General features: G+C 63.7%; 27 protein-coding genes and 1 riboswitch. Of the genes, 17 read left to right on the forward strand and 10 right to left on the reverse strand.

Annotation, left to right across the window (positions count from 1 at the left end):
• The 4 genes from ACWTU9_RS28225 to ACWTU9_RS28240 all read right to left on the reverse strand — a co-directional run bounded on the left by ACWTU9_RS28225 (position 1) and on the right by ACWTU9_RS28240 (position 4,135).
• Positions 1-1,185, reverse strand: coding sequence for a malate--CoA ligase subunit beta (locus ACWTU9_RS28225; RefSeq protein ID WP_454577545.1), 1,185 nt, complete (start codon positions 1,183-1,185; stop codon positions 1-3).
• 15 nt (positions 1,186-1,200) lie between these two features.
• Positions 1,201-2,163, reverse strand: a complete 963-nt coding sequence (locus tag ACWTU9_RS28230) for an HpcH/HpaI aldolase/citrate lyase family protein (RefSeq protein ID WP_455861179.1) — start codon at positions 2,161-2,163, stop codon at positions 1,201-1,203.
• Positions 2,164-2,174: 11 nt separating this feature from the next.
• The gene (locus tag ACWTU9_RS28235) at positions 2,175-3,365 is read right to left on the reverse strand and encodes an aminotransferase class V-fold PLP-dependent enzyme (RefSeq protein ID WP_455861180.1); all 1,191 of its coding nucleotides are present in this window, start codon (positions 3,363-3,365) and stop codon (positions 2,175-2,177) included.
• 149 nt (positions 3,366-3,514) lie between these two features.
• Positions 3,515-4,135 (reverse strand): LuxR C-terminal-related transcriptional regulator, encoded by a 621-nt coding sequence (locus ACWTU9_RS28240; protein ID WP_455861181.1) that lies wholly within the window; start codon positions 4,133-4,135, stop codon positions 3,515-3,517.
• Between the two features lie 389 nt (positions 4,136-4,524).
• Here ACWTU9_RS28240 and mgtE point away from each other — a divergent pair, with 389 nt between their 5' ends.
• Together mgtE and ACWTU9_RS28250 are read left to right on the forward strand one after the other, a co-directional pair.
• Positions 4,525-5,943, forward strand: a complete 1,419-nt coding sequence (gene mgtE / locus ACWTU9_RS28245) for a magnesium transporter (protein WP_455861182.1) — start codon at positions 4,525-4,527, stop codon at positions 5,941-5,943.
• A 157-nt stretch (positions 5,944-6,100) separates the two neighbouring features.
• Entirely contained in the window at positions 6,101-6,487 is a 387-nt protein-coding gene (locus ACWTU9_RS28250; RefSeq protein WP_095494799.1) for a MerR family transcriptional regulator, read from the forward strand.
• A 227-nt stretch (positions 6,488-6,714) separates the two neighbouring features.
• On the opposite strand, the gene ACWTU9_RS28255 is transcribed toward ACWTU9_RS28250, so the two are convergent.
• The 3 genes from ACWTU9_RS28255 to ACWTU9_RS28265 all read right to left on the reverse strand — a co-directional run bounded on the left by ACWTU9_RS28255 (position 6,715) and on the right by ACWTU9_RS28265 (position 9,609).
• Positions 6,715-7,206: a methyltransferase family protein gene (locus ACWTU9_RS28255; protein WP_455861183.1), complete on the reverse strand. Its 492-nt coding sequence runs from the start codon at positions 7,204-7,206 to the stop codon at positions 6,715-6,717.
• Positions 7,203-8,198 (reverse strand): DUF1624 domain-containing protein, encoded by a 996-nt coding sequence (locus ACWTU9_RS28260; RefSeq protein ID WP_455861184.1) that lies wholly within the window; start codon positions 8,196-8,198, stop codon positions 7,203-7,205. Before ACWTU9_RS28260 ends, ACWTU9_RS28255 begins: the two co-directional genes overlap by 4 nt.
• A gap of 247 nt (positions 8,199-8,445) precedes the next feature.
• A complete protein-coding gene (locus tag ACWTU9_RS28265) occupies positions 8,446-9,609 on the reverse strand; it encodes an aromatic ring-hydroxylating oxygenase subunit alpha (RefSeq protein WP_455861185.1) in 1,164 nt (387 codons plus the stop codon).
• A gap of 117 nt (positions 9,610-9,726) precedes the next feature.
• Here ACWTU9_RS28265 and ACWTU9_RS28270 point away from each other — a divergent pair, with 117 nt between their 5' ends.
• From ACWTU9_RS28270 to ACWTU9_RS28295, 6 genes are all read left to right on the forward strand, one after another.
• Positions 9,727-10,419, forward strand: coding sequence for a gamma-glutamylcyclotransferase (locus ACWTU9_RS28270; protein WP_455861186.1), 693 nt, complete (start codon positions 9,727-9,729; stop codon positions 10,417-10,419).
• 67 nt (positions 10,420-10,486) lie between these two features.
• Positions 10,487-10,681, forward strand: a riboswitch (cobalamin riboswitch).
• A 36-nt stretch (positions 10,682-10,717) separates the two neighbouring features.
• Entirely contained in the window at positions 10,718-10,897 is a 180-nt protein-coding gene (locus tag ACWTU9_RS28275) for a CbtB domain-containing protein (RefSeq protein ID WP_455861187.1), read from the forward strand.
• A 15-nt stretch (positions 10,898-10,912) separates the two neighbouring features.
• Complete coding sequence (locus ACWTU9_RS28280) at positions 10,913-11,692, forward strand: CbtA family protein (protein WP_455861188.1); 780 nt, start codon at positions 10,913-10,915, stop codon at positions 11,690-11,692.
• A complete protein-coding gene (gene cobU, locus ACWTU9_RS28285; protein WP_455861189.1) occupies positions 11,685-12,197 on the forward strand; it encodes a bifunctional adenosylcobinamide kinase/adenosylcobinamide-phosphate guanylyltransferase in 513 nt (170 codons plus the stop codon). Before ACWTU9_RS28280 ends, cobU begins: the two co-directional genes overlap by 8 nt.
• Positions 12,197-12,811 (forward strand): cob(I)yrinic acid a,c-diamide adenosyltransferase, encoded by a 615-nt coding sequence (gene cobO / locus ACWTU9_RS28290; protein WP_455861190.1) that lies wholly within the window; start codon positions 12,197-12,199, stop codon positions 12,809-12,811. Before cobU ends, cobO begins: the two co-directional genes overlap by 1 nt.
• A 25-nt stretch (positions 12,812-12,836) precedes the next feature.
• Entirely contained in the window at positions 12,837-13,151 is a 315-nt protein-coding gene (locus ACWTU9_RS28295) for a hypothetical protein (protein WP_455861191.1), read from the forward strand.
• Positions 13,152-13,165: 14 nt separating this feature from the next.
• Here ACWTU9_RS28295 and cbiB read toward each other — a convergent pair whose 3' ends face one another.
• Complete coding sequence (gene cbiB / locus ACWTU9_RS28300; protein ID WP_455861192.1) at positions 13,166-14,155, reverse strand: adenosylcobinamide-phosphate synthase CbiB; 990 nt, start codon at positions 14,153-14,155, stop codon at positions 13,166-13,168.
• On the opposite strand from cbiB, the gene cobD reads away from it, so the two are divergent.
• A complete protein-coding gene (cobD, locus tag ACWTU9_RS28305) occupies positions 14,154-15,209 on the forward strand; it encodes a threonine-phosphate decarboxylase CobD (protein WP_455861204.1) in 1,056 nt (351 codons plus the stop codon). The genes cbiB and cobD overlap by 2 nt on opposite strands.
• Positions 15,206-15,715, forward strand: coding sequence for a tyrosine phosphatase family protein (locus tag ACWTU9_RS28310; RefSeq protein ID WP_455861193.1), 510 nt, complete (start codon positions 15,206-15,208; stop codon positions 15,713-15,715). Before cobD ends, ACWTU9_RS28310 begins: the two co-directional genes overlap by 4 nt.
• A gap of 12 nt (positions 15,716-15,727) precedes the next feature.
• Here the strand turns inward: ACWTU9_RS28310 and ACWTU9_RS28315 are convergent, their stop codons facing one another.
• Together ACWTU9_RS28315 and ACWTU9_RS28320 are read right to left on the reverse strand one after the other, a co-directional pair.
• Positions 15,728-16,531 (reverse strand): creatininase family protein, encoded by an 804-nt coding sequence (locus ACWTU9_RS28315; RefSeq protein ID WP_455861194.1) that lies wholly within the window; start codon positions 16,529-16,531, stop codon positions 15,728-15,730.
• Positions 16,532-16,587: 56 nt separating this feature from the next.
• Positions 16,588-16,971 (reverse strand): RidA family protein, encoded by a 384-nt coding sequence (locus tag ACWTU9_RS28320; protein ID WP_455861195.1) that lies wholly within the window; start codon positions 16,969-16,971, stop codon positions 16,588-16,590.
• Between the two features lie 254 nt (positions 16,972-17,225).
• On the opposite strand from ACWTU9_RS28320, the gene ACWTU9_RS28325 reads away from it, so the two are divergent.
• Genes ACWTU9_RS28325 through ACWTU9_RS28355 form a run of 7 tightly spaced genes read left to right on the forward strand, consistent with a single transcriptional unit; the run spans position 17,226 to position 23,778 of the window.
• Positions 17,226-18,230: an ABC transporter substrate-binding protein gene (locus ACWTU9_RS28325; protein WP_454577528.1), complete on the forward strand. Its 1,005-nt coding sequence runs from the start codon at positions 17,226-17,228 to the stop codon at positions 18,228-18,230.
• Positions 18,231-18,247: 17 nt separating this feature from the next.
• On the forward strand, positions 18,248-19,057 hold the full coding sequence (locus ACWTU9_RS28330) for an ABC transporter ATP-binding protein (RefSeq protein ID WP_455861196.1): 810 nt from the start codon (positions 18,248-18,250) through the stop codon (positions 19,055-19,057).
• Positions 19,044-19,895 carry an ABC transporter permease gene (locus ACWTU9_RS28335; RefSeq protein WP_455861197.1) on the forward strand — a complete coding sequence of 284 codons (852 nt, stop codon included), beginning with the start codon at positions 19,044-19,046 and terminating at the stop codon, positions 19,893-19,895. Before ACWTU9_RS28330 ends, ACWTU9_RS28335 begins: the two co-directional genes overlap by 14 nt.
• A 1-nt stretch (position 19,896) precedes the next feature.
• Positions 19,897-21,213 carry a cytosine deaminase gene (locus ACWTU9_RS28340; RefSeq protein WP_455861198.1) on the forward strand — a complete coding sequence of 439 codons (1,317 nt, stop codon included), beginning with the start codon at positions 19,897-19,899 and terminating at the stop codon, positions 21,211-21,213.
• Positions 21,213-22,610, forward strand: a complete 1,398-nt coding sequence (locus tag ACWTU9_RS28345; RefSeq protein WP_455861199.1) for an FAD-binding oxidoreductase — start codon at positions 21,213-21,215, stop codon at positions 22,608-22,610. The genes ACWTU9_RS28340 and ACWTU9_RS28345 overlap by 1 nt, the downstream gene beginning before the upstream one ends.
• A complete protein-coding gene (locus ACWTU9_RS28350; RefSeq protein WP_455861200.1) occupies positions 22,610-23,191 on the forward strand; it encodes an NAD(P)H-dependent oxidoreductase in 582 nt (193 codons plus the stop codon). Before ACWTU9_RS28345 ends, ACWTU9_RS28350 begins: the two co-directional genes overlap by 1 nt.
• On the forward strand, positions 23,191-23,778 hold the full coding sequence (locus ACWTU9_RS28355) for an NAD(P)H-dependent oxidoreductase (RefSeq protein WP_455861201.1): 588 nt from the start codon (positions 23,191-23,193) through the stop codon (positions 23,776-23,778). Before ACWTU9_RS28350 ends, ACWTU9_RS28355 begins: the two co-directional genes overlap by 1 nt.
• Positions 23,779-23,869 lie beyond the last annotated feature (91 nt).

Consider the following 23,869-nt stretch of genomic DNA (forward strand, 5'->3'; position numbering starts at 1 on the left):
TCAGGCTGCTTTTTTCTTGGTGGCCGCGCGCCATGCGGCGACGGCCTTTTCGGCGGCTTCGGCCAGCGTGTCCGCAACGATCACCGCTTCGCCGGAATCGGCCAGGATCTTGCGTCCTTCCTCGGCCTTGGTGCCGGAGAGCCGCACAACCAGCGGCACGGTGACGCCGACCTCGCGGATCGCCTTGATGACGCCCTCGGCGACCCAGTCGCAGCGGTTGATGCCGGCAAAGATGTTGACCAGGATGGTCTCGACATTCTTGTCGCCGAGCACGGCGCGGAAGGATTTCGCCACACGCTCGGGCGAGGCGCCGCCGCCAATGTCGAGGAAGTTGGCCGGCTCGCCGCCGGCGATCTTGATCATGTCCATGGTCGCCATGGCCAAGCCCGCGCCATTGATGATGCAGCCTATGTTGCCGTCGAGGCCGACATAGGAGAGGCCACGGTCGCTGGCGAAGGTTTCGCGCGGGTCTTCCTGGCTCTTGTCGCGCAGTTCCGAGATTTCCGGCCGCCGGAACAGCGCGTTCTCGTCGAACGACATTTTGGCGTCGAGCGCGATCAGATTGCCGTCGCGGGTCACCACCAGCGGGTTGATCTCCAGCATCGAGGCGTCATAGTCGCGAAACACCTGGTAGCAGCTGAAGATGGTTTCGGTCGCTTTGCCGATCAGATTGTCTTCCAGCCCGAGCCCGAAGGCGATCTCGCGCGCCTGGAAACGCTGCATACCGACGCCGGGATCGACCGCCGCGCGGATGATCGAATCCGGCGCAGTCTCGGCGATCTCCTCGATTTCCATGCCGCCCGCTGCCGAAGCGACGATCATGACGCGCTCCTCCTTCCGGTCGAGGACGAAGCCGAGATAGAGCTCCTGCGCGATATCGACGGCTTCCTCGAGATAGAGGCGCGAAATCAGCTTGCCGCGCGGTCCCGTCTGGTTGGTCACCAGCTTGCGGCCGAGCATCGCTTCGGCGGCGTTGGAAATCTCGTCATCGTTGACGCAGAGCTTGATGCCGCCGGCCTTGCCGCGGGCGCCGGAATGCACCTGCGCCTTCAGCACCCATTTGCCGCCGCCGATTTCGCGCGCCCTGTAGGTCGCCTGCTCGGGGCTGTAGGCCAGTCCGCCGCGCGGCACGTGCACGCCGTGGCGCGCCAGCAGTTCCTTGGCCTGGTATTCGTGGATGTCCATCTTGTCCTCCCGGTATTAGTGCGCGGCGACGCGGGCCTGGCCCGCGCGTTCGATCGCTTCGTTCACCACCAGCACGTTGCGCGCCATGCGCTCCGACGCGGCGTCGATCATCTTGCCGTCGAGCGCTGCCGCTCCCTTGCCGGCGGCCTCGGCCTCCTTCAGCACCTCAAGGATGCGCCTGGCGCGGGTGACTTCCTTTTCCGGCGGCGAGAAGACGTCGTTGGCGAGCGCGATCTGCGATGGGTGGATCGCCCATTTGCCTTCGATGCCCAGCGCCGCGGCGCGCCTGGCGCCGGCGATGTAGCCTTCCGGATCGGAGAAGTCGCCGAACGGCCCGTCAATGGCGCGCAGGCCATAGGCGCGGCAGGCGACGGTCATGCGCGACAGCGCGAAATGCCACTGGTCGCCGGGATAATCGGGATTGAGGCCGCCAATGTTGACGGTGCGGGCCTTGCAGCTTGCGGCATAATCGGCGACGCCGAAATGCATCGCTTCCAGCCGGCCGGGCGTGGCGGCAATCGCCTCGACATTGGCCATGCCGAGCGCCGTCTCGATCAGTGCCTCGAGGCCGACGCGGGTCTTGTAGCCCTTCGCCATCTCGATCTGGTTGACCATGGCCTCGACCATGTAGAGATCGGCCGGCACGCCGACCTTCGGCACCAGAATGGTGTCCAGCCTGTCGCCGGCCTGTTCCATGACGTCGACCACGTCACGGTACATGTAATGGGTGTCGAGGCCGTTGATGCGCACCGAGACGGTCTTGCCCTTGGCGCGCCAGTCGATGTCGTTGAGCGCCTGGATGATATTCTTGCGGGCGCGCTCCTTGTCGGGCGGGGCGACCGCATCCTCGATGTCGAGGAAGATGAAGTCGGCGGCGCTGTTGGCCGCCTTGTCGATCATCTCCGGGCTGGAGCCGGGAACCGCAAGTTCTGAGCGCTGCAGCCGCAGTTTCTTCAAATGGTTGATGGTGTGGCTCATCGTCTTGTCCCTCAGGCGGCTTCGGCGACCGGCACGGCGGCCGAGGCGCGGAAATGCTGGATGGCGGCACCGACACCGGAGCCTGGCGCCAGCCGGACGCCGCAATCGAGCAGCGTAAGTTCAGCCGCGGACAGAGAGGCCAGCACCATCACCTCGTTCAGCCAGCCGAGATGGCCGATGCGGAAGACCTTGCCGGCCACCTTGTTCAGGCCGCCGCCGAGGGATGTCTGGTAGGCCCCGGCTGCACGCTTGACGACGTTGGCGCTGTCGATGCCTTCCGGTACCAGAATGGCGCTGACCGTATCGGAGTGCCATTTCGGCGCTTTGGCGCATAGCTTCAGGCCCCAGGCGTCGACCGCCTTGCGCACGCCTTCGGCGAGACGATGGTGGCGGGAAACAATGTTTTCGAGCCCTTCCTCGGCGATCAGGTCGAGCGAGGCGCGCAGGCCGCGCAGCAGCTGTGTAGCCGGCGTATAGGGAAAATAGCCGGTGTCGTTGGTACGGATCATGTCCTCGAAGGAGAAGTAGCAGCGACGGTGCTTCGCCGTGCGCGATGCGGCGAGCGCTTTCTGGCTGACGGAGAGGAAACCGAGGCCGGCGGGCAGCATGAAACCTTTCTGCGAGCCCGAGACGGCGCAATCGACGCCCCATTCCTCCTGGCGGAAATCGATCGAGCCGATCGACGAAACGCCGTCGACGAAGAGCAGGGCAGGGTGGTTGGCGTCGTCGAGCGCGGCCCGGCAGCCGGCGACATCGCTGGTCACACCGGTCGCGGTCTCGTTCTGGGTGCAGAAGATTGCCTTGATGCGGTGTGCCTTGTCGGCCTTCAGCCGCTCGGCATAGAGCTCGAGCGGCACGCCCGTTCCCCATTCGCAGTCGATGACATCGACCTCGAAGCCGAGGCGCTCGGCCATGTCGACCCACAAATGCGAGAACTGGCCGAAGCGCGACATCAGCACGCGGTCGCCGGGGCTGAGCACATTGGTCATCGCCGCTTCCCAGGCGCCCGTGCCGGAGGAGGGGTAGATGAAGACGCGGCCGGTCTCGTTCTTGAAAACTTTTTTGATGTCTTCGAACAGCGGCAGTGTGAGATCGGGGAAGGACGCGGCGCGCATATCCTCCATCGGCAGGTTCATCGCCTGCCGGACCTGCTCGGGAATGTTGGTCGGTCCGGGAATGAAAAGATGGGTGAAACCGGCCATGGTGCGAACTCCTCCTGATCCAGCAAAGCGGTGATGGGGAGTTTCGTTTCGACGGCTAAAGGCGACAACACCTTGCCGGGTAACATCTCACTGCCTGCGGGTGGGGAAAGCCTACCCGATCGGCCTACCCGGGTGGCACGGTGTTTGTCCTACCCGAAAGGTTGTTTCGAGGTGCGCCTTTCCCTCGAATAGAGGGCGACAGCCATGGCCCGGTTGCGGACGTCGAGTTTGTCGTAGAGATTCTTGAGGTGGTATTTTACCGTGTTCTCGGAAATCCCCGTCCGCGTGGCGATCTGCAGATTGGTCCAGCCGTCGGACAGCACCGCCAGCAGCTCGCGCTCGCGCACGGTGAGCTGCGACAAGGGCGTGTCGTTGACCTTGTTGATGTCGATATAGGGGATGCAGATGCGGCCATGCGCGACCGCCAGGATCGTTTCGAAGATGATCGACGGGTCGTCGAACTGGAAGCAGTAGCCCTGGGCGCCGAGCCGCACGCACTGCTTCAGGATGCCGATGTCGTGGTCGTTGGAAAACACCGCGATGCGCACGCCGAGCTTGCGGCTGTGAACCTCGGCCAACACATCGGCGCCGTCCATGTCGGCGAGCTTCCAGCCGATGACGGCGACGTCGAATTCACCTTCCGCTGCCAGCTCGAGGAAATGCCTGCCGCTTTGCACACAGGCCAGGAGCTCGAAGCGTCCGTCGCAGTCCAGCATTTCGCGCAGCGCCGATATCACGAGCGGATTGCGTTCGGCCACGACCACGCGCACGCGCCGTTCCGCGGTTGCCTTGGTTTCTGTCTGTGACCTGGTCTTCAAGGGCTTCCGGCTGTTCTGGTTGCGGCCTGGGCGGGTCCGGTTGATATCAGGACCTGCATCATGACAATTCTGCCCCAACCGTGCGGGGGTGCTCTTTCCCCAGCGACATGCGCTGTCGCGTCGTCTGAAGCCGGCGGGGCATCGGTTTTCGATGGAAACGGCATAGTTGCTGCGGCTGGAGCGATCTTGCTGCCCGGTGTCGTCAATTGGCCGGATAGGGTGTATTTCGTTTGATATTCCGTGCGTTAGGGCGATAGGTTCGCAAATCGAATCGTACTGCCGCTTCATGCTCTATTCCTAAGATTGCAGCTTGTCCGGAATCCTGATGGCGGGAGGCGCCGGTGGAAGGCGAACACGAACAGACGAGCGGCGCCAAAGCCGCTGACGATACCCACGTCGACATCTATGGCGAGGACGGCGTCGTTCTGTCGTCGTTCCTGGCGCAGATCGGCGCTGCCATCGCCGATCGCGACACGCTGACGCTGAAGCGCGGAGTCGACGACCTGCACCAGTCGGAACTCGGCGATCTGCTCGAGGCGCTGCACCCCGAACAGCGCCGCGCCCTGGTCGAGCTTCTCGGCACCGATTTCGACTTTTCGGCGCTGACCGAAGTCGACGAGGCGATCCGCCGCGACATCGTCGACAGCCTGCCCAACGAACAGATCGCCCAGGGCGTTCAGGACCTCGATTCCGACGACGCGGTCTACATTCTCGAAGACCTCGAAAAGGAAGACCAGGACGAGATCCTGTCGCAACTGCCGTTCACCGAGCGGATCAGGCTGCGCCGCTCGCTCGACTATCCCGAAGAGACGGCCGGTCGCCGCATGCAGACCGAGTTCGTCGCCGTGCCGCCGTTCTGGACCATCGGCCAGACCATCGACTACATGCGCGAGGACAAGAACCTCCCCGACCGTTTCAGCCAGATCTTTGTCATCGATCCGAGCTTCAAGCTGCTTGGGGCCATCGACCTCGACCAGATCCTGCGCACCAAGCGCACGGTCAAGGTCGAGGAGGTGATGCATGAGACGCGTCACGCCATCCCGGCTACCATGGACCAGGAAGAGGCGGCGCGGGACTTCGAACAGTACGATCTTCTCTCCGCCGCCGTCGTCGACGAGAACGAACGGCTGGTCGGCGTGCTGACCATTGACGACGTCGTCGACGTCATCCAGCAGGAGGCCGAGGAAGATCTGTTGCGAATGGGCGGCGTCGGCGACGAAGAGCTGTCCGACAGCATCCTGTCGACTTCGCGCTCACGCGTTCCCTGGTTGCTGGTCAATCTGCTGACCGCGTTCCTCGCAGCATCGGTGATCGGCCTGTTCGATCGCACCATCGAGCACATTGTGGCGCTGGCCGTACTGATGCCGATCGTGGCCGGCATGGGCGGCAATGCGGGATCGCAGACCATGACCGTCACGGTGCGTGCGCTGGCGACGAAGGACCTCGACATCTACAATGCCGGACGCATCATCCGCCGCGAAATGGGCGTGGGTTCGATCAACGGCATCATCTTTGCCGTGCTGATCGGCATCGTCGCGGCGGCCTGGTTCCGCGATCCCAATCTGGGCGGCATCATCGCTGCGGCGATGATCATCAACATGTTCGTGGCCGCACTTGCCGGCATCCTGATCCCGCTGCTGCTCGACCGCTTCAAGATCGATCCGGCGGTGGCGTCGGCGGTTTTTGTCACCACGGTCACCGATGTCGTTGGCTTTTTTGCCTTTCTGGGACTGGCCACCTGGTGGTTCGCGGTGCCCTAGAGAATGGGTAGCGCGGTCTCAATTGACTTTTACGTAAATGCCGTGCGACGTTCGTGTCGGGGTTTCACGCCGAGTCCGGCTTGGAACGGGGTTGATCGGAATGCGTTGGAAATGCCGGCGACCGGTCATTTTCCAATGTCCGACATTTGGAGCGAGAATGCGGGAATATTATTCGATCACCGAACTGACGCGCGAATTCGACGTGTCGACGCGGACGCTGCGCTTTTACGAGGATGAGGGGCTGGTGCAACCGGTCCGGCGCGGCCGCACAAGGCTGTTTCGCCCGTCGGACCGGCATCTGATCCGCCAGATCATGCGTGGAAAGCGACTCGGTTTCTCGATCAACGAAATCCGCGAAATCATCCAGATGTACAAGGAGCCGCCAGGCGAGGTCGGCCAGCTCAACCTGATGATCAGGCGCATCGAGGAAAAGCGCGAGGATCTCAGGCAGAAGCGGCGGGATCTTGAAGAAACGCTGGCGGAACTCGACCAGGCGGAAGAGTCGTGCGTGGAGCGGCTGGTGGAGCTAGGGGTTAACACCTGAACCTTCGTCATTCTAGGGCGAAGCAGGAGCGAAGCTCCGTCGCGGAGACCCTAGAATCCATTCTGTGACCTTGGCCGTGGAGTGCAGCGGCGCATAATTTCGCAACGTTTGCAATGATTTAGCGTCACGGCATGGATCTTCGGGTCTGCGCTGCGTCGCTTCGCTCCTTGCTCCGCCCGTGGATGACGAAGGGTTGGGCGTATCAGTCACTCGCCGAAGTACCGCTCTCAGATCCAGCGCCGGACCCGCTTTGCGTAATCGCGATACTTCTTGCCGAATTTGGCCGCCAGCACTTTTTCCTCGCTCTCGATCGCGACCTTCTGGGTGGCGAAGGCCGCGATCAGCGCCAGCGGCAGGAACCAGAAAATCCCCGAGACAAGGGCGGCGCCGATCAACAGCAGCGTGTTGGCGAGATACATCGGATTGCGGGTGACTCCGAACGGGCCTGACGTCACCAGATGCTCCGGCACGCCATTGGGGTTCATTGTCGTCCTGGCCCGCATCATGGTGCGGATCGCGGTGAACCACAGTGCGGCGACGGCAAACAGCACCACAAAGCCGGCGGCGAACAAAAGGTCGCCCAGCAGGTCGCCGATCCAGGGCAGGGGATAGAGTAAGCCGAGCACGACACTGATGGCGATGGCGGCGCAGTAGATCAGCGGCGGCCACGGAATCAGTCCTCGTTTCGGCGGCCCGGGTTTTGGCGCCTTGTCGGTCATTGTTGCCCTCCCTGCGTCATCGGGCTCTCCTCCGTCCTGGCGGTGCAGATGCCGGCGAGTTCACCGAGATGCGCCTTGAACTCCGGGGTCTGGTCGCCATTGTAGAGCCGGTCGAATGCTGCCTCGCCTTGCAGCGTGTCCAGCATGCACACACAATAGCTGGCGCAGAACTCCGTGTCGCGCTGCTGTTCGCAGGATACCTGGCATTCCTTCAGGAACACCACTTCCCGTGTCTCGACCGGCGCCGGCGCGATCTGCGAGAACAGCCAGACACAGCCGAACAGCAACGGCTGGTGGATCAAGTAGAAAGCCAGGCTGTGGCGGCCGATGAAGGTGAGCGGCTTGGCCCAGCTTCCTGATGTCAGCGTCGCCAGCCGCGCCAGCACGCCGCTGGTGGAGGCGAGTTTTGCCGCGGCGATGCCGAAAAGCACCGCGCCGAACCATGGAAACAGCGGCACATAATCGTTGGAGCGCGGGTTGATCGCCGACAGGCCGACCCACCAAAGTGCTGGATGATCGAAGGCTTCGGATCGGAGATAGAGGGGGGCTGCGATCACCATCGCCGCCACGACCAGCGTCAGCAGCGCCGGCAGCCGCAGGAACAGAAGGCCGAGCAGGCTGGCCAGCGCGATCTCGTGCAGGATGCCGAAGAAGATGAAGCTGTCGGGCGTGATGAAATACGTGACCGCCGATATGGCCACCGCCGCGACGGCTACCATGGCGAACCGCTTCCAGAAGCCGTTCCAGCGGATCTGCCTGCCATGGGCGAGGAACAGGCTGACGCCGACCAGGAACAGGAAGGTCGAGGCGATGCAGCGCGCATAGATCTTCCACCAGCCGACGGCGGTAAGGCCGGGATCGGTGTAGTGGAAATTTTCGAGATCCCAGGTGAAGTGGTAGCTGGCCATGGCGATCAGCGCGATGCCGCGCACGATGTCGATGGCGACGATGCGCTTCGGTCGATCTCCAGGGGGTGCGGTATGAATGCTCATGGTCTCGCGATCTGAATCAGCCCTTGAAGACGACTATCACGGTTGCACCGGACAAAAGAAGGCCGCCCGCGCTTGCCTGCGGGGCGCATCGCGCATGCTGCATCAGCCGACGCTTGAGGCCTGCGGCGGAAGGCCTTTGACCGAAATTCGTTTTTTGCCGGGAACGGATCGGTGTTCGCCCGCCCAGCGTGCTGGCGCGGTCTGCGGCTTCGCAACGTGGCGCTATCTGCCGAAGTCTCTCTGAGGATCAGAGCGCCGCGTGCCGCTCGCGCACCCAGTTGTGGAAGCGGTGCAGATCGTATTCCTCGGGCATCAGCACGCCCGCCTGGTGGCGCATCGAGCGCAGGCCTTTCTGGTTGATCTCGCAGATCGCGGCATCCTCCTCCAGCACCTGGGTGCCGAAGGCGACGACATTGTCGATGTCGGTCTCAGCCAGTGCCTCCGGCGCGAACAGCCATTCGGCGGTGAGTTCGGTCTGCTCGGGGCCGAGCGGTGTCAGCCGCACGGTGCGGACATAGTCGACATGGCCGACGATGAACATCGAGGGCAGATTGGTGGCATAGGTCTGGCCGGCCGCGCGCTCGGCCGGCGTCAGGCCGGACAAGACCGGGCCATGGGCGTGTCCATCGCGCGACCAGGTCTCGGCGCCGGCGCGCAAGCCGCCGGAAAACTCCGGCGCGTCATTGTCGGCATGGCGAACCCAGTCGGGGTCGTCGTGCCGGCTCATCAGGCCGCGGCCGTAGATCGGCACCAGCCGCGACAGGTCCTTGTGGACCCCGGGGCAGTGCAGGCACTCGTTGAAGTTCTCCCAGAAGATCTTCCAGTTGCAGTTCATCACCTTGCGCAGCACATGGCCTGATACCAGCGTTTCCAATGGCCAGTTGCCGAGGTTGCCGGATGCCGGATCGAAGGACGCCTGCGCCGAACCGGAGGCATCCTCCTGCAGGTTGACGAAGACAAAGCCGCGCCAGACCGACAGCGCCACGCGATAGAGCGGAAGGTCGGCCTTGTCGAAACCCTCGGGCAGCGATTTCGAGGGAACGCGCACGAGGTCGCCGCGCAGCGAATAGGACCAGGCGTGGTAGGGGCAGGTGATGAGCCGCGCCTTCAGCCGGCCCTCGCTCTCCTGGCAAAGCTGCGAGCCGCGATGCCGGCAGGTGTTGTGGAAGGCGCGCAGTTCGCCGGTGTCGTCGCGCAGCACGACGATCTCCTGCGTGCCGACGCGGAAGGTCCTGAAAGCCAAGGGCTGGGCAAGGTCGGCCTCGCGGCAGACGAGCAGCCAGCTTTTGTACCAGATGGCGTCGAGATCGCGCCGGTAGCTTTCCGCGTCCCAATAGGCCGAGGACGGCAGCGTCGGTTCGGCCTTGGTCAGGCCGTTATAGGGGGCGCGCTGGCTCGGATTGGGTTGCATGGCTGGCTTCCTGTGATGCATCAGCCGACACCCCGGTAAATCGTTTGTCAATTGCGGCTGACATTGCCGATTTGAGGCGCGGCGCATAATCATGTCGCGATATGGGGGATTCGGAACGTGGCCTCACGACAGATGTCGCTTACGCCGGAATTGGTCGCGCGCTGCTGGCGCGAGATCGCCGACGCCGGACCTGACCCGGAGGCGATGCACCTCGATGACAGCGACTACGATTCGCTGCTGGATGAATTGCAGGCCGAACTCCCCGACAGCGAACCGCTGTGGCTGTTCGGCTACGGCTCGCTGATCTGGAAACCGGAAATCGATTATGTCGAGGACCGCGTTGCGCTGGCACGCGGCTGGCACCGCTCCTTTTGCATGAACATGACGCGCTGGCGCGGCACCAAGGAAAGCCCCGGCCTGATGATGGCGCTCGACAGTGGCGGACAGTGCAAAGGCGTCGCCTTCCGGCTGGCCGACGACAACCGGCGAGAGCAGTTGGGCCGGCTGTTCCGGCGCGAAGTCACGCTGAAGCCGACAAGCTACCGGCCGCGCATGCTGAAGCTTGCAAGCGAGGCCGGTCCGCTCAGAGCCCTGGCTTTCGTCATCAACCGCAACGGGCTGACCTATTCCGGCCCGCTCGACGAAGCGAAGGTGGTCGACAGGCTGGCCACTTCCTGCGGGCACTGGGGGTCAGGCGCCGACTATCTCTACAATACGGTGAAGAATCTGGAGGAGCGCGGCATTCACGATCGCCATCTGTGGCGGCTGCAGCGGCTGGTTGCCGAGCGGATCTCCGCCTTGAACCCGTAACGCTGCATGGCGCATTCGCGCTGTTGGCCGGCGGAATTTGGTTTGCCGGATGCGGCTGTTTCAGCCTATAGTCACGCATGTCGTCGGTTCCATTAGGGACCAAGAGGGAATGCGGTGAGGGCTGTCTTGTTGCCCGATGCCGTGGCTGCCCCCGCAACTGTGTGCGGTAGTCCTCTCCAAGCCACTGAGGATTTTTCTTCGGGAAGGTGGGGAAGGGCGCTGATCCGCGAGCCAGGAGACCTGCCGGCGACAGGGAACTGACTTCGATGCCCTCGGGTGGAGGGCGAAAGGACAAGATATGAATACCGCTACCGTCTCCCTCGGCGCTTCCGTCTCCTCGCAGTCGCGCTTCATGCAGCTCGTGCTTAGCGCGTTTCTGGGCATTTTCGTCATCGGCGTTGTCGGCTTCTCGCATATCGATGCGGTCCACAATGCCGCGCACGACTATCGCCATTCGATGGCGTTTCCCTGCCACTGACGAGGATCTGACATCATGAACCTGTTTCGCAACGTCGTGTTCGTCGCGGCGATTGCCGGGCTCGTGGCTGGCGTCGTTCTCGCCTGCATGCAGGCCTATGCCACCGTGCCGCTCATCTTGAAGGCGGAAGTCTACGAACAGGCCGGTGGCGGCCATGACCATGAGCATGCTGCGGCGCCCGCCGCCAACGCTGCGGGCACCAAGGCCATGAGCACCGCAGCACCCGCACCGGCTGAAGCGGCCGCGCCGGCGGAGGACGAAGGCTGGGCGCCGGCCGATGGCTTCGAGCGCTTCGCGTTCAGCGTGCTGGCCAACATCGTTACCGGCATCGGTTTCGCGCTGGTCCTGGTGGCGGTTTCCGAATTCGCCGGCGGCATCGGCAATTGGCGTCAGGGCGTGTTCTGGGGCCTGGCCGGCTTTGCCGTGTTCACGCTGGCGCCGGGCCTCGGCCTGCCGCCGGAACTGCCGGCAATGCCGGTTGCCGATCTGCTCCAGCGCCAGATCTGGTGGTGGGCAACGGTGATCGCGACCGCGATAGGCCTTGCGCTGATCGCTTTCCGCACCTCGGCGCCGCTAACCGTCCTGGCCGTGCTGCTCATCGTTGCCCCGCATATTGTCGGCGCGCCGCAGCCCGACGATTTCAAGACAACGATTCCCGAAGGCCTGCACCATCAGTTCGTGGTGGCGGTGACGGTGACCAATCTGGTGTTCTGGCTGGTGCTCGGCGCGGTTGTCGGCTTGGTGCGCGGACGCTTCACCGGCACGGCGACCAGCCTGCGCGACAGCTTTGCCTGATCGCAGTTTGACCTTCATCATCGGCGGCGCGCGCTCCGGCAAGAGCGCGCATGCCGAAACCCTGGCGACGACGCTGCCGCCACCATGGGCCTATATCGCCACCGCGGAAGCCTATGACGACGAGATGCGCGCGCGCATCGCGCAGCATCGGTCGCGGCGCGGCGAAGGCTGGACGACCATTGATGCGCCGCTCGATCTTGCCGGCGCGCTCGAGGTCTTGCCTGACAACCAGCCGGTGCTCGTCGACTGCCTGACGCTGTGGCTGACCAACCATATGCTTTCCGACCATGATCTTGATGCAGAATGCCGGCGGCTTGGCGATGTGCTGGCGCGGCCGCGCGGGCCGTGGTTTGTGGTCTCCAACGAAGTCGGGCAAGGCATCGTGCCCGACAACGCGCTCGCGCGCCGTTTCCGCGACGCTGCCGGCCGGCTCAACCAGCAGGTCGCGGCCATTGCCGATACGGTGCTATTGATGGTGGCCGGGCTGCCGCTCAAGGTGAAATAATGACCGATATCGACGCAAGAGACGAAGAACGCCACCGCGCCAAGATGGCCAAGCGCAAGGCGGTGCAGGATGCCGAGGTTGCGGAAAAGACGGTCGAGAAGGGGCTGCTGATCGTCAACACCGGACCCGGCAAGGGCAAGACCACGGCGGCGTTCGGGCTGGCGCTGCGCATGCTCGGCTACGGCAAGCGTGTCGGCGTCGTCCAGTTCATCAAGGGCAAATGGCACACCGGCGAAAAGGATGCCTTTGCCGCCTTCGGCGACCGCGTCGTCTGGCACACGATGGGCGAGGGTTTCACCTGGGAAACGCAGGATCTGAAGCGCGACATCGCGGCTGCCGAAGCCGCCTGGGCCAAGGCGCTGGAGCTGATCGCCGATCCCTCTATCAGCCTCGTCGTGCTCGACGAACTGAACATTGCGCTGCGCTACGACTATCTCGACATCGACAAGGTGGTGGCGGCGTTGAAGGCGCGGCGCGAAGGCCTGCATGTCGTAGTCACCGGCCGCAACGCCAAGCCGGCACTGGTCGAGGCGGCGGATCTTGTGACGGAGATGGGTGTGACCAAGCACCATTTTTCTGCGGGCGTGAAAGCGCAGCAGGGGATTGAGTTTTAGAGGGCCTAACTTCGGGAGATGACCGTTGGAACAAGCCGTGATCGTCTATCTTCTTCTGAGTGGCGGTCAGTTCGGGGCGCCGGACGAGAGGCAATCGCTCCAAGTTCTGGAAGATCGGTTGGAACAAGCGGTTTCGAATGCGCATGTCGGCGAATTTGACGGTGACGAGTTTGGCGGGGGCAAATGCACCCTCTATCTGTACGGGCCAGACGCCGAGAAGCTTTTCCTTGTGATTGAGCCTGTGCTGAAATCCTCGGCTGTGGCCGCCGGAGGTTACGCGATCAAAAGATATGGCGCGGCTGTGGATCCAAACGCCAAGGAAGTCCGTGTCTCCTGGTGAGTCAGGCGGCCGATTTACTGCGAGACCAAGATATCCAGATAGATGACGACCGCCGACAGGATCCCAAACAACCCAATCAGCAGATAATCGGCGACCTGGTAGAGTTTCAGTGCCCGCCTGATGTCCAGGCTCTCGGCTTCGCGGCGGCCGCCTTCGCCCATGAACGCATCCTCAACGACAACGCCGCCATAGCTGCGCGGGCCGGCGAGCGCCAGGCCGAGCGCGCCGGCCATCGCCGCCTCCGGCCAGCCGGCATTGGGCGATCGATGCTTTTTGGCGTCGCGCCGCACCGCTTCCCATGCGTTGCGAGGATCGGCGCCGCTGACAAGAAAGGCGGCGCCAATGATGAGCAGCGCGGTCAGCCGGGAGGCCGGCAGGTTGATCCAGTCGTCGAAAAGTGCTGCCGCCCGGCCGAAGGCCTCGTGGCGCGGGGTGCGGTGGCCGATCATCGAATCGGCGGTGTTGGCGGCCTTGTAGGCGACGCCGCCGGCCAGCCCGCAAACGCCGGTCCAGAAGGCGGGGGCGACGATGCCGTCGGAAAAATTCTCGGCCAGGCTTTCGATCGCGGCGCGGCTGACGCCGGCGTGATCGAGCTTTTCGGGATCGCGGCCGACGATGCGCGCAACCGCAATGCGCCCGAGCGCCAGTCCACCTGTGTCCAGCGCATCGGCCACGGCCTCGACATGTTCGGTAAGGCTCTTCTGCGACAGCAGCGACGATGCCAGGATCGCCGTGACGATCATGCCGGCAGGAAAGAGCTCCCAGAGCAGGATTTGTACGATGAAGGCAATCACCGCCGGCACCAGCACAATGACCAGCAGCGCGTGTACGCCGCGGCGGCGACGCAAGGCGTCGGAATCAGTGGCGCGGTTGAGCCTGAGGTCGAGAAAGGATATCAGCCTGCCGAACCAGGTGACGGGATGGCCAACGGCACGGAACAACCAGTCCGGGTAACCCAGGATGCGTTCGGTGGCCAGCGACAGGAAAGCGATCAGGACCGACATGAAGCTTTCTGATGGAGCGATTGCTGCGGTGGATCATGGTGGATCCCTTGGCCGGGCGAGCGCGCTCTTCCCCCACGCGCCACAGCCTTTCGTCGATCTCTCGACAGGTATCAATCCGCACTCCTACCCGCTTTTCGAGCTGCCCGCCACCGCTCTCTCACGATTGCCGGAAGGTGGCCGCCTGCGTGAGTTGACCAGGATCGCGGCAGGCGTCTATGGCGCGCCTTCGGCCGAGAATGTGGCCGTTGCCCCAGGCACGCAGATTCTGCTGCCGCGCGTCGCTTCGCTGGTGAGCCCCGGCCGGGCGCTGGTGTTAGGGCCGACCTATGCCGAGCACGCCAGGGCCGCCGCGATCGCCGGCCATGCCGTCGCGGAGGTCGACGATGTCAAGGCGCTCGCTGCGGGTAACCTCGCCATCGTCGTCAATCCAAACAACCCGGACGGGCGCGTTGTGCCGCGGGAAAGTCTGCTGCCGCTGGCCGGGCAATTGCGCGCCAAGGGCGGGCTGCTGGTGGTCGATGAAGCTTTCATGGATGTCGGCCCAGATGCGGAAAGCCTGGCCGGCGACGTCGGGCAGGGCGGCATCGTCGTGCTGCGTTCCTTCGGCAAGTTCTTCGGCCTTGCCGGCCTGCGGCTCGGATTCGCACTTTCCGATGTGTTGACGGTCGAAAGGCTGGAGACGCAATTCGGCCCGTGGGCCGTCGCCGGCCCAGCACTGGAGTATGGCATCCGCGCGCTTGCCGACAGCGGCTGGCAGGCTGACATGCGGCGGCGGCTGGCTGCGGATGCCTCGCGGCTCGATGCGCTGTTTGCACGCTTCGGTGTCGCTGTCACCGGTGGCACGACGCTGTTTCGCTATCTTCAAATGCCGGACGCCGTCGGGCTGTTTTCGGCGCTCGGTGAGCACGGCATCCTGCTTCGGCATTTTGCCGACCGGCCGCAGGTACTGCGTGCCGGGCTGCCGGGGTCCGATGAGGAATGGCGGCGGCTCGAATCGGCGCTTGCCGAGTGGCACGCACGGCGCGACGATGGCGCCAGGGAGATTGCGCGATGATCCATGTCTGTTCGCTGGCAAAGCTCGAGGATACGGTGGCCAGAAGCGGCGCCGAGCGCGTGCTGTCGCTGCTTGCTGCCGGCACCGAGGTGACGCGGCCCGCCTCGATCGCCAGGGAGAACCACCTGCATCTGGTCATGCACGATATTGCGGTGGCGCAGGACGGCATGACCATGCCGGGCGAAGACCATGTGCGCAATCTGCTCGACTTCGCCCGCAAATGGGATCGCACAAAGCCAATGGTCGTGCATTGCTATGCCGGCGTCAGCCGCTCGACCGCCTCGGCCTACATCATTGCGGCGGCGCTCGCTCCGAAGCGCGACGAGGTGGAGCTGGCGCAGACATTGCGGAAGCTTTCGCCCTCGGCGACGCCCAACCCGCGGCTGATCGCCGTCGCGGACACTCTGCTTGGCCGCGATGGCCGCATGATCGAGGCGATCGAGGCGATCGGGCGCGGAGCCGATGCTTTTGAAGGCACGCCTTTCGTTCTCAAGATCGACGGCTGAGCGCCAAGCCTTCTACGCCAGCCAGTCGGCAAGCTTGGCCTTGCGCACATCCCTGAGCAGGCTGATGAAACCGTCGGCCTGATGCTCCGCGGTCAGCCGGCCTTTTTCCGCCGTGGCAATGCTGGCGTCGCCGACGACGCCGTTGGGGTTGAGGTCGCTGGCGATCCAGGCGAAGGCGTGCGTCCCGGTGTGGCGCAGCAGCGCAAATTCGGTCTCCGCGCGGGCGACCTTGGAGACGAAATTATCGGCCTTGCCCATGTCGACGAGGTCAGGGCGGAAATGCAGCATCAGCGAGGTCTCGACATCGCCGCCATGAATGCCGTGACGGTCCTCGAGCTCGGTGTACATGCCGGCAGGGCGGCCGAAGCGCTGCCAACTGGTCTTCACCGCCAGCATCCTTTCACGCACGCGCAGCTCGCGCGTGACGATGCCCATGATCTCTTCATTGCCGCCATGCGAGTTGACGACGATCAGTTTTCTTACCCCGGCGCGGGCGACTGACAGGCCAAGCTCGGTCCAGGCATCGACCAGGGTCGTCGCCGGCAGGGTCAGCGTGCCGGGCGCGTGCAAATGCTCGTTCGACTTGCCGACCGCCTGGACCGGGAGGATGCGGATGTCGAGATCGGTTGGCAGGCGGGCAATGACCGTCTCCAGCATGCCGTTCATGATCGAGGTGTCGGTCGAAACCGGAAGATGCGGGCCGTGCTGCTCGATCGCCGCCACCGGCAGAACGGCAACAGTCGCCTCCGGATCGATCGCGGCATATTCGGTGGTCCGGTAGTCGCCCCACCACACGCGTCTGTTTGCAACGGTCATGTCATGCCTCTTCAAGCGGATGAACCAGACCTAGCGCGGCAATCATTGACTGTCGATCACCCCGCGGCGATCACCTCGACCTCGACCTTGAATTCCGGCCGCGCGAAGCCCGACACGATCATCAGTGTCGAGGCGGGCGCGGGGCTGGCGAATAGCCGGTCGCGGGCATCCATATAGGGCCGCAGATGCGCGCGGTCGGTGACATAGGCGTTGATGCGCACGATATCGCCTAGCCCCAGGCCGGCCTCGCCGAGGATCGCTGCTATGTTCTGAAAGCACAATTCGGCCTGCGCCCCGGCATCTTCCGGGATCTGGTCATCCGCCGTGATGGCGACCTGACCGGAGCACAGCACTAGCCGCTTGCCCGCCGGGACTTCGACGCCGTGGCTGTAGCGGGCGAAAGGCGGCTTTATCGACTTCGGGGTTAGGAATCTGAACATGGCAATCTCCGGTTTGCGGCCAAGCCTAAGGCTGGAAAGCAAGTCCCTCAAGATGCGGTGCATGGCACAGGGGCGATTGTGGACAGGCGTCCAAAAAATAGGCACGATGCCTCCCGCACAGCATGACCCGTCCGGTCTTGGCAATGACTGCCGCGTAGAGCAGGCGGTCCGGGCGGTGGCATGTGTTTTGCTTCTTGAACCAATGGTGTCGAGCCCGGCGCGTGACGCTCCGGAGCCAACAAAGGGTGGTGTCGATGTACGGAAGACAGAAGATTTTGGCTGGCGCGCTCGCGCTGCTTGGAGCCAGTACGCTGGGTGCGGCGGCGAACGAGAAAGTCACCTTCGGCACCAATTGGCTGGCCGAGCCCGAGCATGGTGGTTACTATCAGGCTGTCGCCGACGGCACCTATGCCGCATGCGGTCTCGATGTGACGATTTCGCAGGGCGGTCCGCAGGTCAGCGGTCGGCCGCTGCTGCTGGCCGGCAAGCTCGATTTCTATATGGGCGGCAACCTTCTGTCGGCCTTCGACGCCGTCCAGCAGGGCATTCCGATGCGCGTCGTCGCGGCCGATTTCCAGAAGGACCCGCAGGTCATCATGTCCCAGCCGGGGCAGGGGCTGGACAAGTGGGAAGATCTGAAGAACGCCGACCAGTACATCCTGGGCGACGAAGGCGCGCAGACCTTCTTCCAGTGGATGGTGACCGAGCTCGGCTTCGATGCCGCCAAGCGCGTGCCCTACACCTTCAATCCGGCGCCCTTCATCGCCAACAAGAAGTCGATCCAGCAGGGCTATGTTACCTCGGAGCCGTTCGCGGTGCAGAAAGCCGGCGGCTTCCTGCCCAACCAGTTCCTGCTCGCCGACTACGGCTGGGAGACCTATGCGACCACGGTCGAGGTCATGCAGGACACGATCGACAAGCGGCCGGAGGTCGTCCAGTGCTTCGTCGATGGCTCGGCCAAGGGCTGGTACAATTACCTCTACGGCGACAACAAGGCTGCCAACGACATGATCAAGAAGGACAATCCTGACATGACGGATGAGCAGATTGCCTTCTCGATCGAACAGCTGAAGAAATTCGGCGTGGTCGATTCCGGCGATTCGGAAAAACTCGGCATCGGCGCCATGACCGACGCACGCATCCAGAGCTTCTATGACAAGATGGTCAAGGCCAAGGTCGCGCAGCCCGGCATCGACATCAAGAAGGCCTATACGCTGGCCTTCGTCAACAAGGGCGTCGGGCTCGAGCTGAAGAAGTAATCGTGAGACTGGAGAAAATGGCGCAGACGCCCATGACGGCATCGGGTGAAAGCCCGATGCTGCTGGCGCTGCGCCATGTCGGCAAGGTCTTCTCCAACGGCGTCACGGCGCTGAGCGACGTGGATCTGACAATCCGCGAAGGCGATTTTCTCAGCCTGCTCGGGCCGTCCGGCTGTGGCAAGTCGACGGCCTTGCGTCTGATCGCCGGCCTGTCGACGCCGACCTCAGGCGTGCTCGACTGGCGTGGCTCCATCGACCGCTCGAACATCGGCTTCGTCTTCCAGGAGCCGACGCTGCTGCCCTGGGCCAATGTCTTCGACAATGTCTGGTTGCCGCTCAGGCTGAAAGGCATCTCGCGCGCCATGGCGGCGCCGGCGGTGACGGAGATGCTGGCGCGGGTACACCTGACCGGCTTCGAGAACGCCGTGCCGCGCGAACTTTCCGGCGGCATGAAGATGCGCGTCTCGATTGCGCGCGCCATGGTGACCAAGCCGCGCATCCTGCTGATGGACGAGCCGTTCGCCGCACTCGACGAGATCACCCGCTTCAAGCTCAACAACGATCTGCTGGAGCTGTGGCAGGACGAACGCTTCACCGTCGTCTTCGTCACCCACAGCGTCTTCGAGAGCGTGTTCTTGTCCAACCGTGTCGTCGTCATGGCGGCACGGCCGGGCCGCGTCCATGCCGAGTTGGCGATAGATGCTGCCTATCCACGCGACGAGGTGTTCCGCACCTCGCCCGATTATGCCGCGCTCTGCCGCCAGGCCTCCGACATTCTGGTCAACGCCATCAACACATCAGCCGGACCGCATCATGACGGCCATTGAGCAACCCGTGCTGACGCTCGACCCCGAGGAAGCCGGTCGCGTACGCCAGGAGCGGCTGGAGCGGATCGGCCGATGGGTCTTGCCGCTGGCGATCATGATCCTGGCGATCTGGCTATGGGACCGGGTGTGCGTCTGGAACGAGATTCCAAAATACATCCTGCCGCGCCCGGGCGTGGTGCTGCAGACGCTTTATGACGATGCCGGGCTCTTGTTCTCCTCGCTGCTGGTGACGCTCAGGATCACCTTCCTTAGCCTGGTACTTGCCGTCATCGGCGGTGTCGGGCTGGCGGTGCTGTTTGCGCAATCGAAATGGGTGGAGATGTCGTTCTTTCCCTTCGCCATCGTGCTGCAAGTGACGCCGATCGTCGCGATCTTCCCGCTGATCAACATCTATGTGAACAACCAGACGGTGAAGCTGCTGCTGTGCGCCTGGATCGTCGCCTTCTTCCCGATCCTGTCCAACACCACGCTCGGCCTCAATTCCGTCGACCGCAATCTGCGCGACATGTTCAAACTCAACGGCGCGACGCGCTGGCAGCAATTGCGCTATCTCAGGCTGCCGGCGGCGATGCCGTATTTCCTCGGCGGGCTGAAAATCGCCGGCGGCCTGTCGCTGATCGGCGCTGTCGTGGCCGAGTTTGTCGCCGGCGCGCAGGGGCAATCGTCGGGGTTGGCGTCACGCATCATCGAGGCCGGCTACCGCCTCAACGCGCCGCGGCTGTTTGCGGCGCTGATCCTGATCTCGCTCACCGGCATCTTGATCTTCCTGGTGTTGTCGCTGGTGTCGCATCTCATTCTGCGCCGCTGGCACGAGAGCGCGCTGAAGCAGGAGCAGTAGGGTGACGTCAGCCATCAGCATTCCGCAGGACGGTTCGTACGTCCTGGCCAACGGTCGCCTTCACCGGTCGCTGACATCAGGTCTTGCCGCCACCTTCGACAGCGATGGTTTCACGCTGGCCGACATCTCTGTCGCCGATGGCAAGTTCTCCAGCATCGGCGCGCACGGCAAAGCCAAGCCGGCTGCCGACGCCATCGACCTTGCCGGTCGCATCGTGCTGCCGTGTTTCGTCGATTGCCACACCCATATCGACAAGGGCCATATCTGGCCCAGAAAACCCAATCCAGACGGCAGCTTCATGGGCGCGCTCAATGCAACCGGCGCCGACCGCGCCGCGCGCTGGAACGCCGAAGATGTGGCGCGGCGCATGGATTTCTCGCTACGCTCGGCCTATGCGCACGGCACCAGGGCCTTGCGCACGCATCTCGACAGCGTGCCACCGCAGGAGGAGATCTCCTGGCCGGTGTTCGAGACGATGCGAGACAAATGGCGCGGCCGCATCGAGTTGCAGGCGGCCTGCCTGCTCGGCATTGAAGGCGTGCGCGACACAAAATGGTTCGAGAGGCTGGCCAAGCGCGTGGCCGCGGCAAAGGGCGTGCTCGGCGTCGTCACCTATATGGTGCCTGACCTCGAGGAGCTTCTCGACAAGGTGTTCGCCGAGGCGATCAAGCACGGGCTCGATCTCGATTTCCATGCCGACGAGACCGACGATGTCGCGGCTATCTCGCTGAAGAAGATCGCCGAGGCTGCCCTCTGGAACGGCTTTGAGGGCAATATCCTGGTCGGACATTGCTGCTCGCTGGCGCGTCAGCCGGATCTCGACGTGCTGGACACACTCGACAAGGTGGCCAAGGCCGGGCTGGCGGTGGTGTCGCTGCCAATGTGCAATCTCTATCTGCAGGACCGGCGTGCCGACCAGACCACGCCACGCTGGCGCGGCGTGACGCTGCTGCACGAGATGAAGGCGAGGGGCATTCCGGTTGCAATTGCTTCCGACAACACCCGCGACCCGTTCTATGCCTATGGCGATCTCGACATGCTGGAGGTCTACCGCATGGCGACGCGCATTCTGCATTTCGACCATCCGGTCGGCGACTGGCCGCAAGCGGTGGCGGCGACGCCAGCCAAGGTGATGCGGCTCGACGGTGTCGGCACGCTGGCCGCTGGCGGCAGCGCAGACTTCATCATCTTCAAGGGCCGGAGCTGGACGGAATTGCTGTCGCGGCCCGAATCGGATCGCATCGTCGTGCGCGCGGGCCGCGCGATCGACCGGCAATTGCCCGACTATGCCGAGCTCGACGAACTGATGGTGGACTAATGGATGTTTCGGCGCTCAAACGCGATCTCGACGGGATAAAGCTCGACGACAACCCGGCCATCGTCCAGCAGAAGAGCCGCGACTTCTACTGGTACAGCCCGGTGCTGAAACAGCAGCTCGACCATGTTACCGGCGACCTGATCGTGACGCCTAAGAACGAGGCCGAACTGATCCGCGTGCTTGCCGCCTGCCACCGCCATGGCATTCCGGTGACGCCGCGCGGCAGCGGTACCGGAAATTACGGCCAGGCGATGCCGCTATCGGGCGGCGTGGTGCTCAACCTTGCAGAAATGAACGAAGTGAAGGCGATCGCGCCGGGGCGCGTTGTGACCGGACCGGGCGCGGTTCTGGCCGACATCGATCGCGCTACGCGCGCGCATTCCAGACAGGAACTACGCATGTCGCCGTCCACCTACAACACGGCCTCTATCGGCGGCTTCGTCGCCGGCGGCTCCGGCGGTGTCGGCTCGATCCGCTGGGGCGGGTTGCGCGATCTTGGCAACGTCATCAGGCTGCGCACGGTCACGATGGAGGCCGAGCCGCGCGTGATGGATCTTACCGGCGAGGAGGTGCTCAAGGTCATGCACGCTTATGGCACCAACGGCATCATCACCGAGGTCGAGATGCCGCTGACGGCCTCTTACGACTGGATCGATGTCATCGTCGGTTTCGACGATTTCATGGACGCGGCCGGCTTCGGCAACGACCTTGCCGTTCAGGACGGCATACTGGCGAAGCTGATCACGCCGATCGCCGCACCCGTCCCTTACGACTATTTCAAGCGGCACCAGAAATTCTTCCGGCGCGAGCAGAGCATCGTGGTGTGCATGATCGCGCCGCACGCCATGGACGCTTTTGTGGCCTTCGTCGGCAGCGGCAAGGGCGAGATCGTCTTCCGCGCCGACCAGGAGGCCGACCTCAAGGGGTTACCGCCGGCCTATGAACTGACGTGGAACCACACGACGCTGCGCGCCATCAGGGTCGATCCGACGATCACCTATCTGCAGGCACGCTATCCGTCACCGGACCATCTCGCGCACGTCAAGGCGATGGTCGACCGCTTCGGCGACGAGGTGCCCGCGCATCTCGAATTCATCCGCTTCGACGGCGCGATTGGCGCCGCCGGCCTGCCGTTGGTGCGCTACACTACGGAAGAGCGGCTCGACGAGATCATCCGCATCCATGAGGACAATGGCTGCTGGATCTTCAACCCGCACCGCTACACGCTGGAAGAGGGCGGCATGAAGCAGACCGACGAAATCCAGCTGGCCTTCAAGCGCGAGACCGATCCGCAGGGCCTGCTCAACCCCGGCAAGATGATCGCCTGGGAAAATCCCGACTATGACTATCGCTCGGGCCGCACGTTCCTGTTCAAGGGACTGCAAAGGGCAGGGTAATGAAAGTCCTCGTCCTCTATGCGCATCCGGTGGAGACCAGCTTCAATGCCGGCCTGCATCGGACGATCGTCGAGCGGCTGACGGCGGCGGGCCATGCGGTCGATAACTGCGATCTCTATGCCGAGGATTTCGATCCCAGGCTGACGCGCGGGGAGAGGCTGGATTATCACAATCAACGCAGCCCCGCGGATCCGGCCGCACCCTATGTCGAGCGGCTGCTGCGGGCCGAGGCGCTGGTGCTGTCCTATCCCGTCTGGAATTATGGCTTTCCGGCCATCCTGAAAGGCTTTTTCGACCGCGTCTTCCTGCCCGGCGTGTCGTTCAAGCTGGTCGCCGGCAAGGCGCAGCCGTCCTTGCACAACATTGGCAAGCTTGCAGCGATCACCACCTATGGCGGCAGCCGGTTCCGCGCCATGCTGATGGGCGATCCACCGCGCCGGCTGGTCAAGCGCATGCTGCGCGCGACGATCAAGCCGGGCGCCTCGGTATCCTACCTCGCGCATTATTCGATGAACCTGTCGACTGACGAAACGCGCCGGGCTTTCATTGCCAAGGTTGCGGCCGGGATGGATGAATTCTGATGCGCGTGCTGGTGGTCTATTGCCATCCGGTGCCCGAAAGTTTTTGCGCCGCGATCAGAAATACCGCCGTCGACGTGCTGACGCGAAGGGGCTGGGAGGTGCGGCTGCTCGACCTCTACGCCGAAAAATTCGACCCGGTGATGGGTACTGCAGAGCGGCGCGCCTACAACGACCGCGCGCCGGACGATCCGGCGCTGAAACCGCATTTCGATCATCTCGCCTGGGCTGAGGCGATCCTCTTCATCTACCCGACTTGGTGGTACGGACTGCCGGCGATGCTGAAGGGCTGGCTCGACCGGGTGTGGGCAACCGACGTCGCTTTCAAGCTGCCTGCGGGCAAGGGGCGGATCCAGTCGCTGATGAGGCATGTCACCAAGGTCGGCGTCATCACCACCTGCGGCGCGCCGACCTGGTGGAGCGTCGTCGTCGGCCAGCCCGGCCGCAAGACGCTTTTGCGCGGCATGCGGGCGCTCTGCGCGACGCGTTGCCGGACCTTCTTCCTGGCGCATTACCTGATGGACGCCTCGACGCCGAAGAGCCGGGCAGCATTTCTGGAGAAGGTGCGGGCGAAGCTGGAGCGGTTTTGAGGAGCCGGACTTCCTTTCTCCCCTTGTGGGCCTGTTGCGTAATTGGCTGGTTGTGATTCTGTGAGTGGGAAGCTCGGAGGGAATCGCGATG

Source organism: Mesorhizobium sp. 128a (assembly GCF_053848025.1).

What these genes read in the sequence shown, in the direction of transcription:
- ACWTU9_RS28225 (WP_454577545.1), bottom strand. Translation starts at nt 1,185, where the DNA reads ATGGACATCCACGAATACCAGGCCAAGGAACTGCTGGCGCGCCACGGC.
- ACWTU9_RS28230 (WP_455861179.1), bottom strand. Translation starts at nt 2,163, where the DNA reads ATGAGCCACACCATCAACCATTTGAAGAAACTGCGGCTGCAGCGCTCA.
- ACWTU9_RS28235 (WP_455861180.1), bottom strand. Translation starts at nt 3,365, where the DNA reads ATGGCCGGTTTCACCCATCTTTTCATTCCCGGACCGACCAACATTCCC.
- ACWTU9_RS28250 (WP_095494799.1), top strand. Translation starts at nt 6,101, where the DNA reads ATGCGGGAATATTATTCGATCACCGAACTGACGCGCGAATTCGACGTG.
- ACWTU9_RS28255 (WP_455861183.1), bottom strand. Translation starts at nt 7,206, where the DNA reads ATGACCGACAAGGCGCCAAAACCCGGGCCGCCGAAACGAGGACTGATT.
- ACWTU9_RS28260 (WP_455861184.1), bottom strand. Translation starts at nt 8,198, where the DNA reads ATGAGCATTCATACCGCACCCCCTGGAGATCGACCGAAGCGCATCGTC.
- ACWTU9_RS28265 (WP_455861185.1), bottom strand. Translation starts at nt 9,609, where the DNA reads ATGCAACCCAATCCGAGCCAGCGCGCCCCCTATAACGGCCTGACCAAG.
- ACWTU9_RS28275 (WP_455861187.1), top strand. Translation starts at nt 10,718, where the DNA reads ATGAATACCGCTACCGTCTCCCTCGGCGCTTCCGTCTCCTCGCAGTCG.
- ACWTU9_RS28280 (WP_455861188.1), top strand. Translation starts at nt 10,913, where the DNA reads ATGAACCTGTTTCGCAACGTCGTGTTCGTCGCGGCGATTGCCGGGCTC.
- cobO (WP_455861190.1), top strand. Translation starts at nt 12,197, where the DNA reads ATGACCGATATCGACGCAAGAGACGAAGAACGCCACCGCGCCAAGATG.
- cobD (WP_455861204.1), top strand. Translation starts at nt 14,154, where the DNA reads ATGAAGCTTTCTGATGGAGCGATTGCTGCGGTGGATCATGGTGGATCC.
- cbiB (WP_455861192.1), bottom strand. Translation starts at nt 14,155, where the DNA reads ATGTCGGTCCTGATCGCTTTCCTGTCGCTGGCCACCGAACGCATCCTG.
- ACWTU9_RS28310 (WP_455861193.1), top strand. Translation starts at nt 15,206, where the DNA reads ATGATCCATGTCTGTTCGCTGGCAAAGCTCGAGGATACGGTGGCCAGA.
- ACWTU9_RS28315 (WP_455861194.1), bottom strand. Translation starts at nt 16,531, where the DNA reads ATGACCGTTGCAAACAGACGCGTGTGGTGGGGCGACTACCGGACCACC.
- ACWTU9_RS28320 (WP_455861195.1), bottom strand. Translation starts at nt 16,971, where the DNA reads ATGTTCAGATTCCTAACCCCGAAGTCGATAAAGCCGCCTTTCGCCCGC.
- ACWTU9_RS28325 (WP_454577528.1), top strand. Translation starts at nt 17,226, where the DNA reads ATGTACGGAAGACAGAAGATTTTGGCTGGCGCGCTCGCGCTGCTTGGA.
- ACWTU9_RS28330 (WP_455861196.1), top strand. Translation starts at nt 18,248, where the DNA reads ATGGCGCAGACGCCCATGACGGCATCGGGTGAAAGCCCGATGCTGCTG.
- ACWTU9_RS28335 (WP_455861197.1), top strand. Translation starts at nt 19,044, where the DNA reads ATGACGGCCATTGAGCAACCCGTGCTGACGCTCGACCCCGAGGAAGCC.
- ACWTU9_RS28345 (WP_455861199.1), top strand. Translation starts at nt 21,213, where the DNA reads ATGGATGTTTCGGCGCTCAAACGCGATCTCGACGGGATAAAGCTCGAC.
- ACWTU9_RS28350 (WP_455861200.1), top strand. Translation starts at nt 22,610, where the DNA reads ATGAAAGTCCTCGTCCTCTATGCGCATCCGGTGGAGACCAGCTTCAAT.
- ACWTU9_RS28355 (WP_455861201.1), top strand. Translation starts at nt 23,191, where the DNA reads ATGCGCGTGCTGGTGGTCTATTGCCATCCGGTGCCCGAAAGTTTTTGC.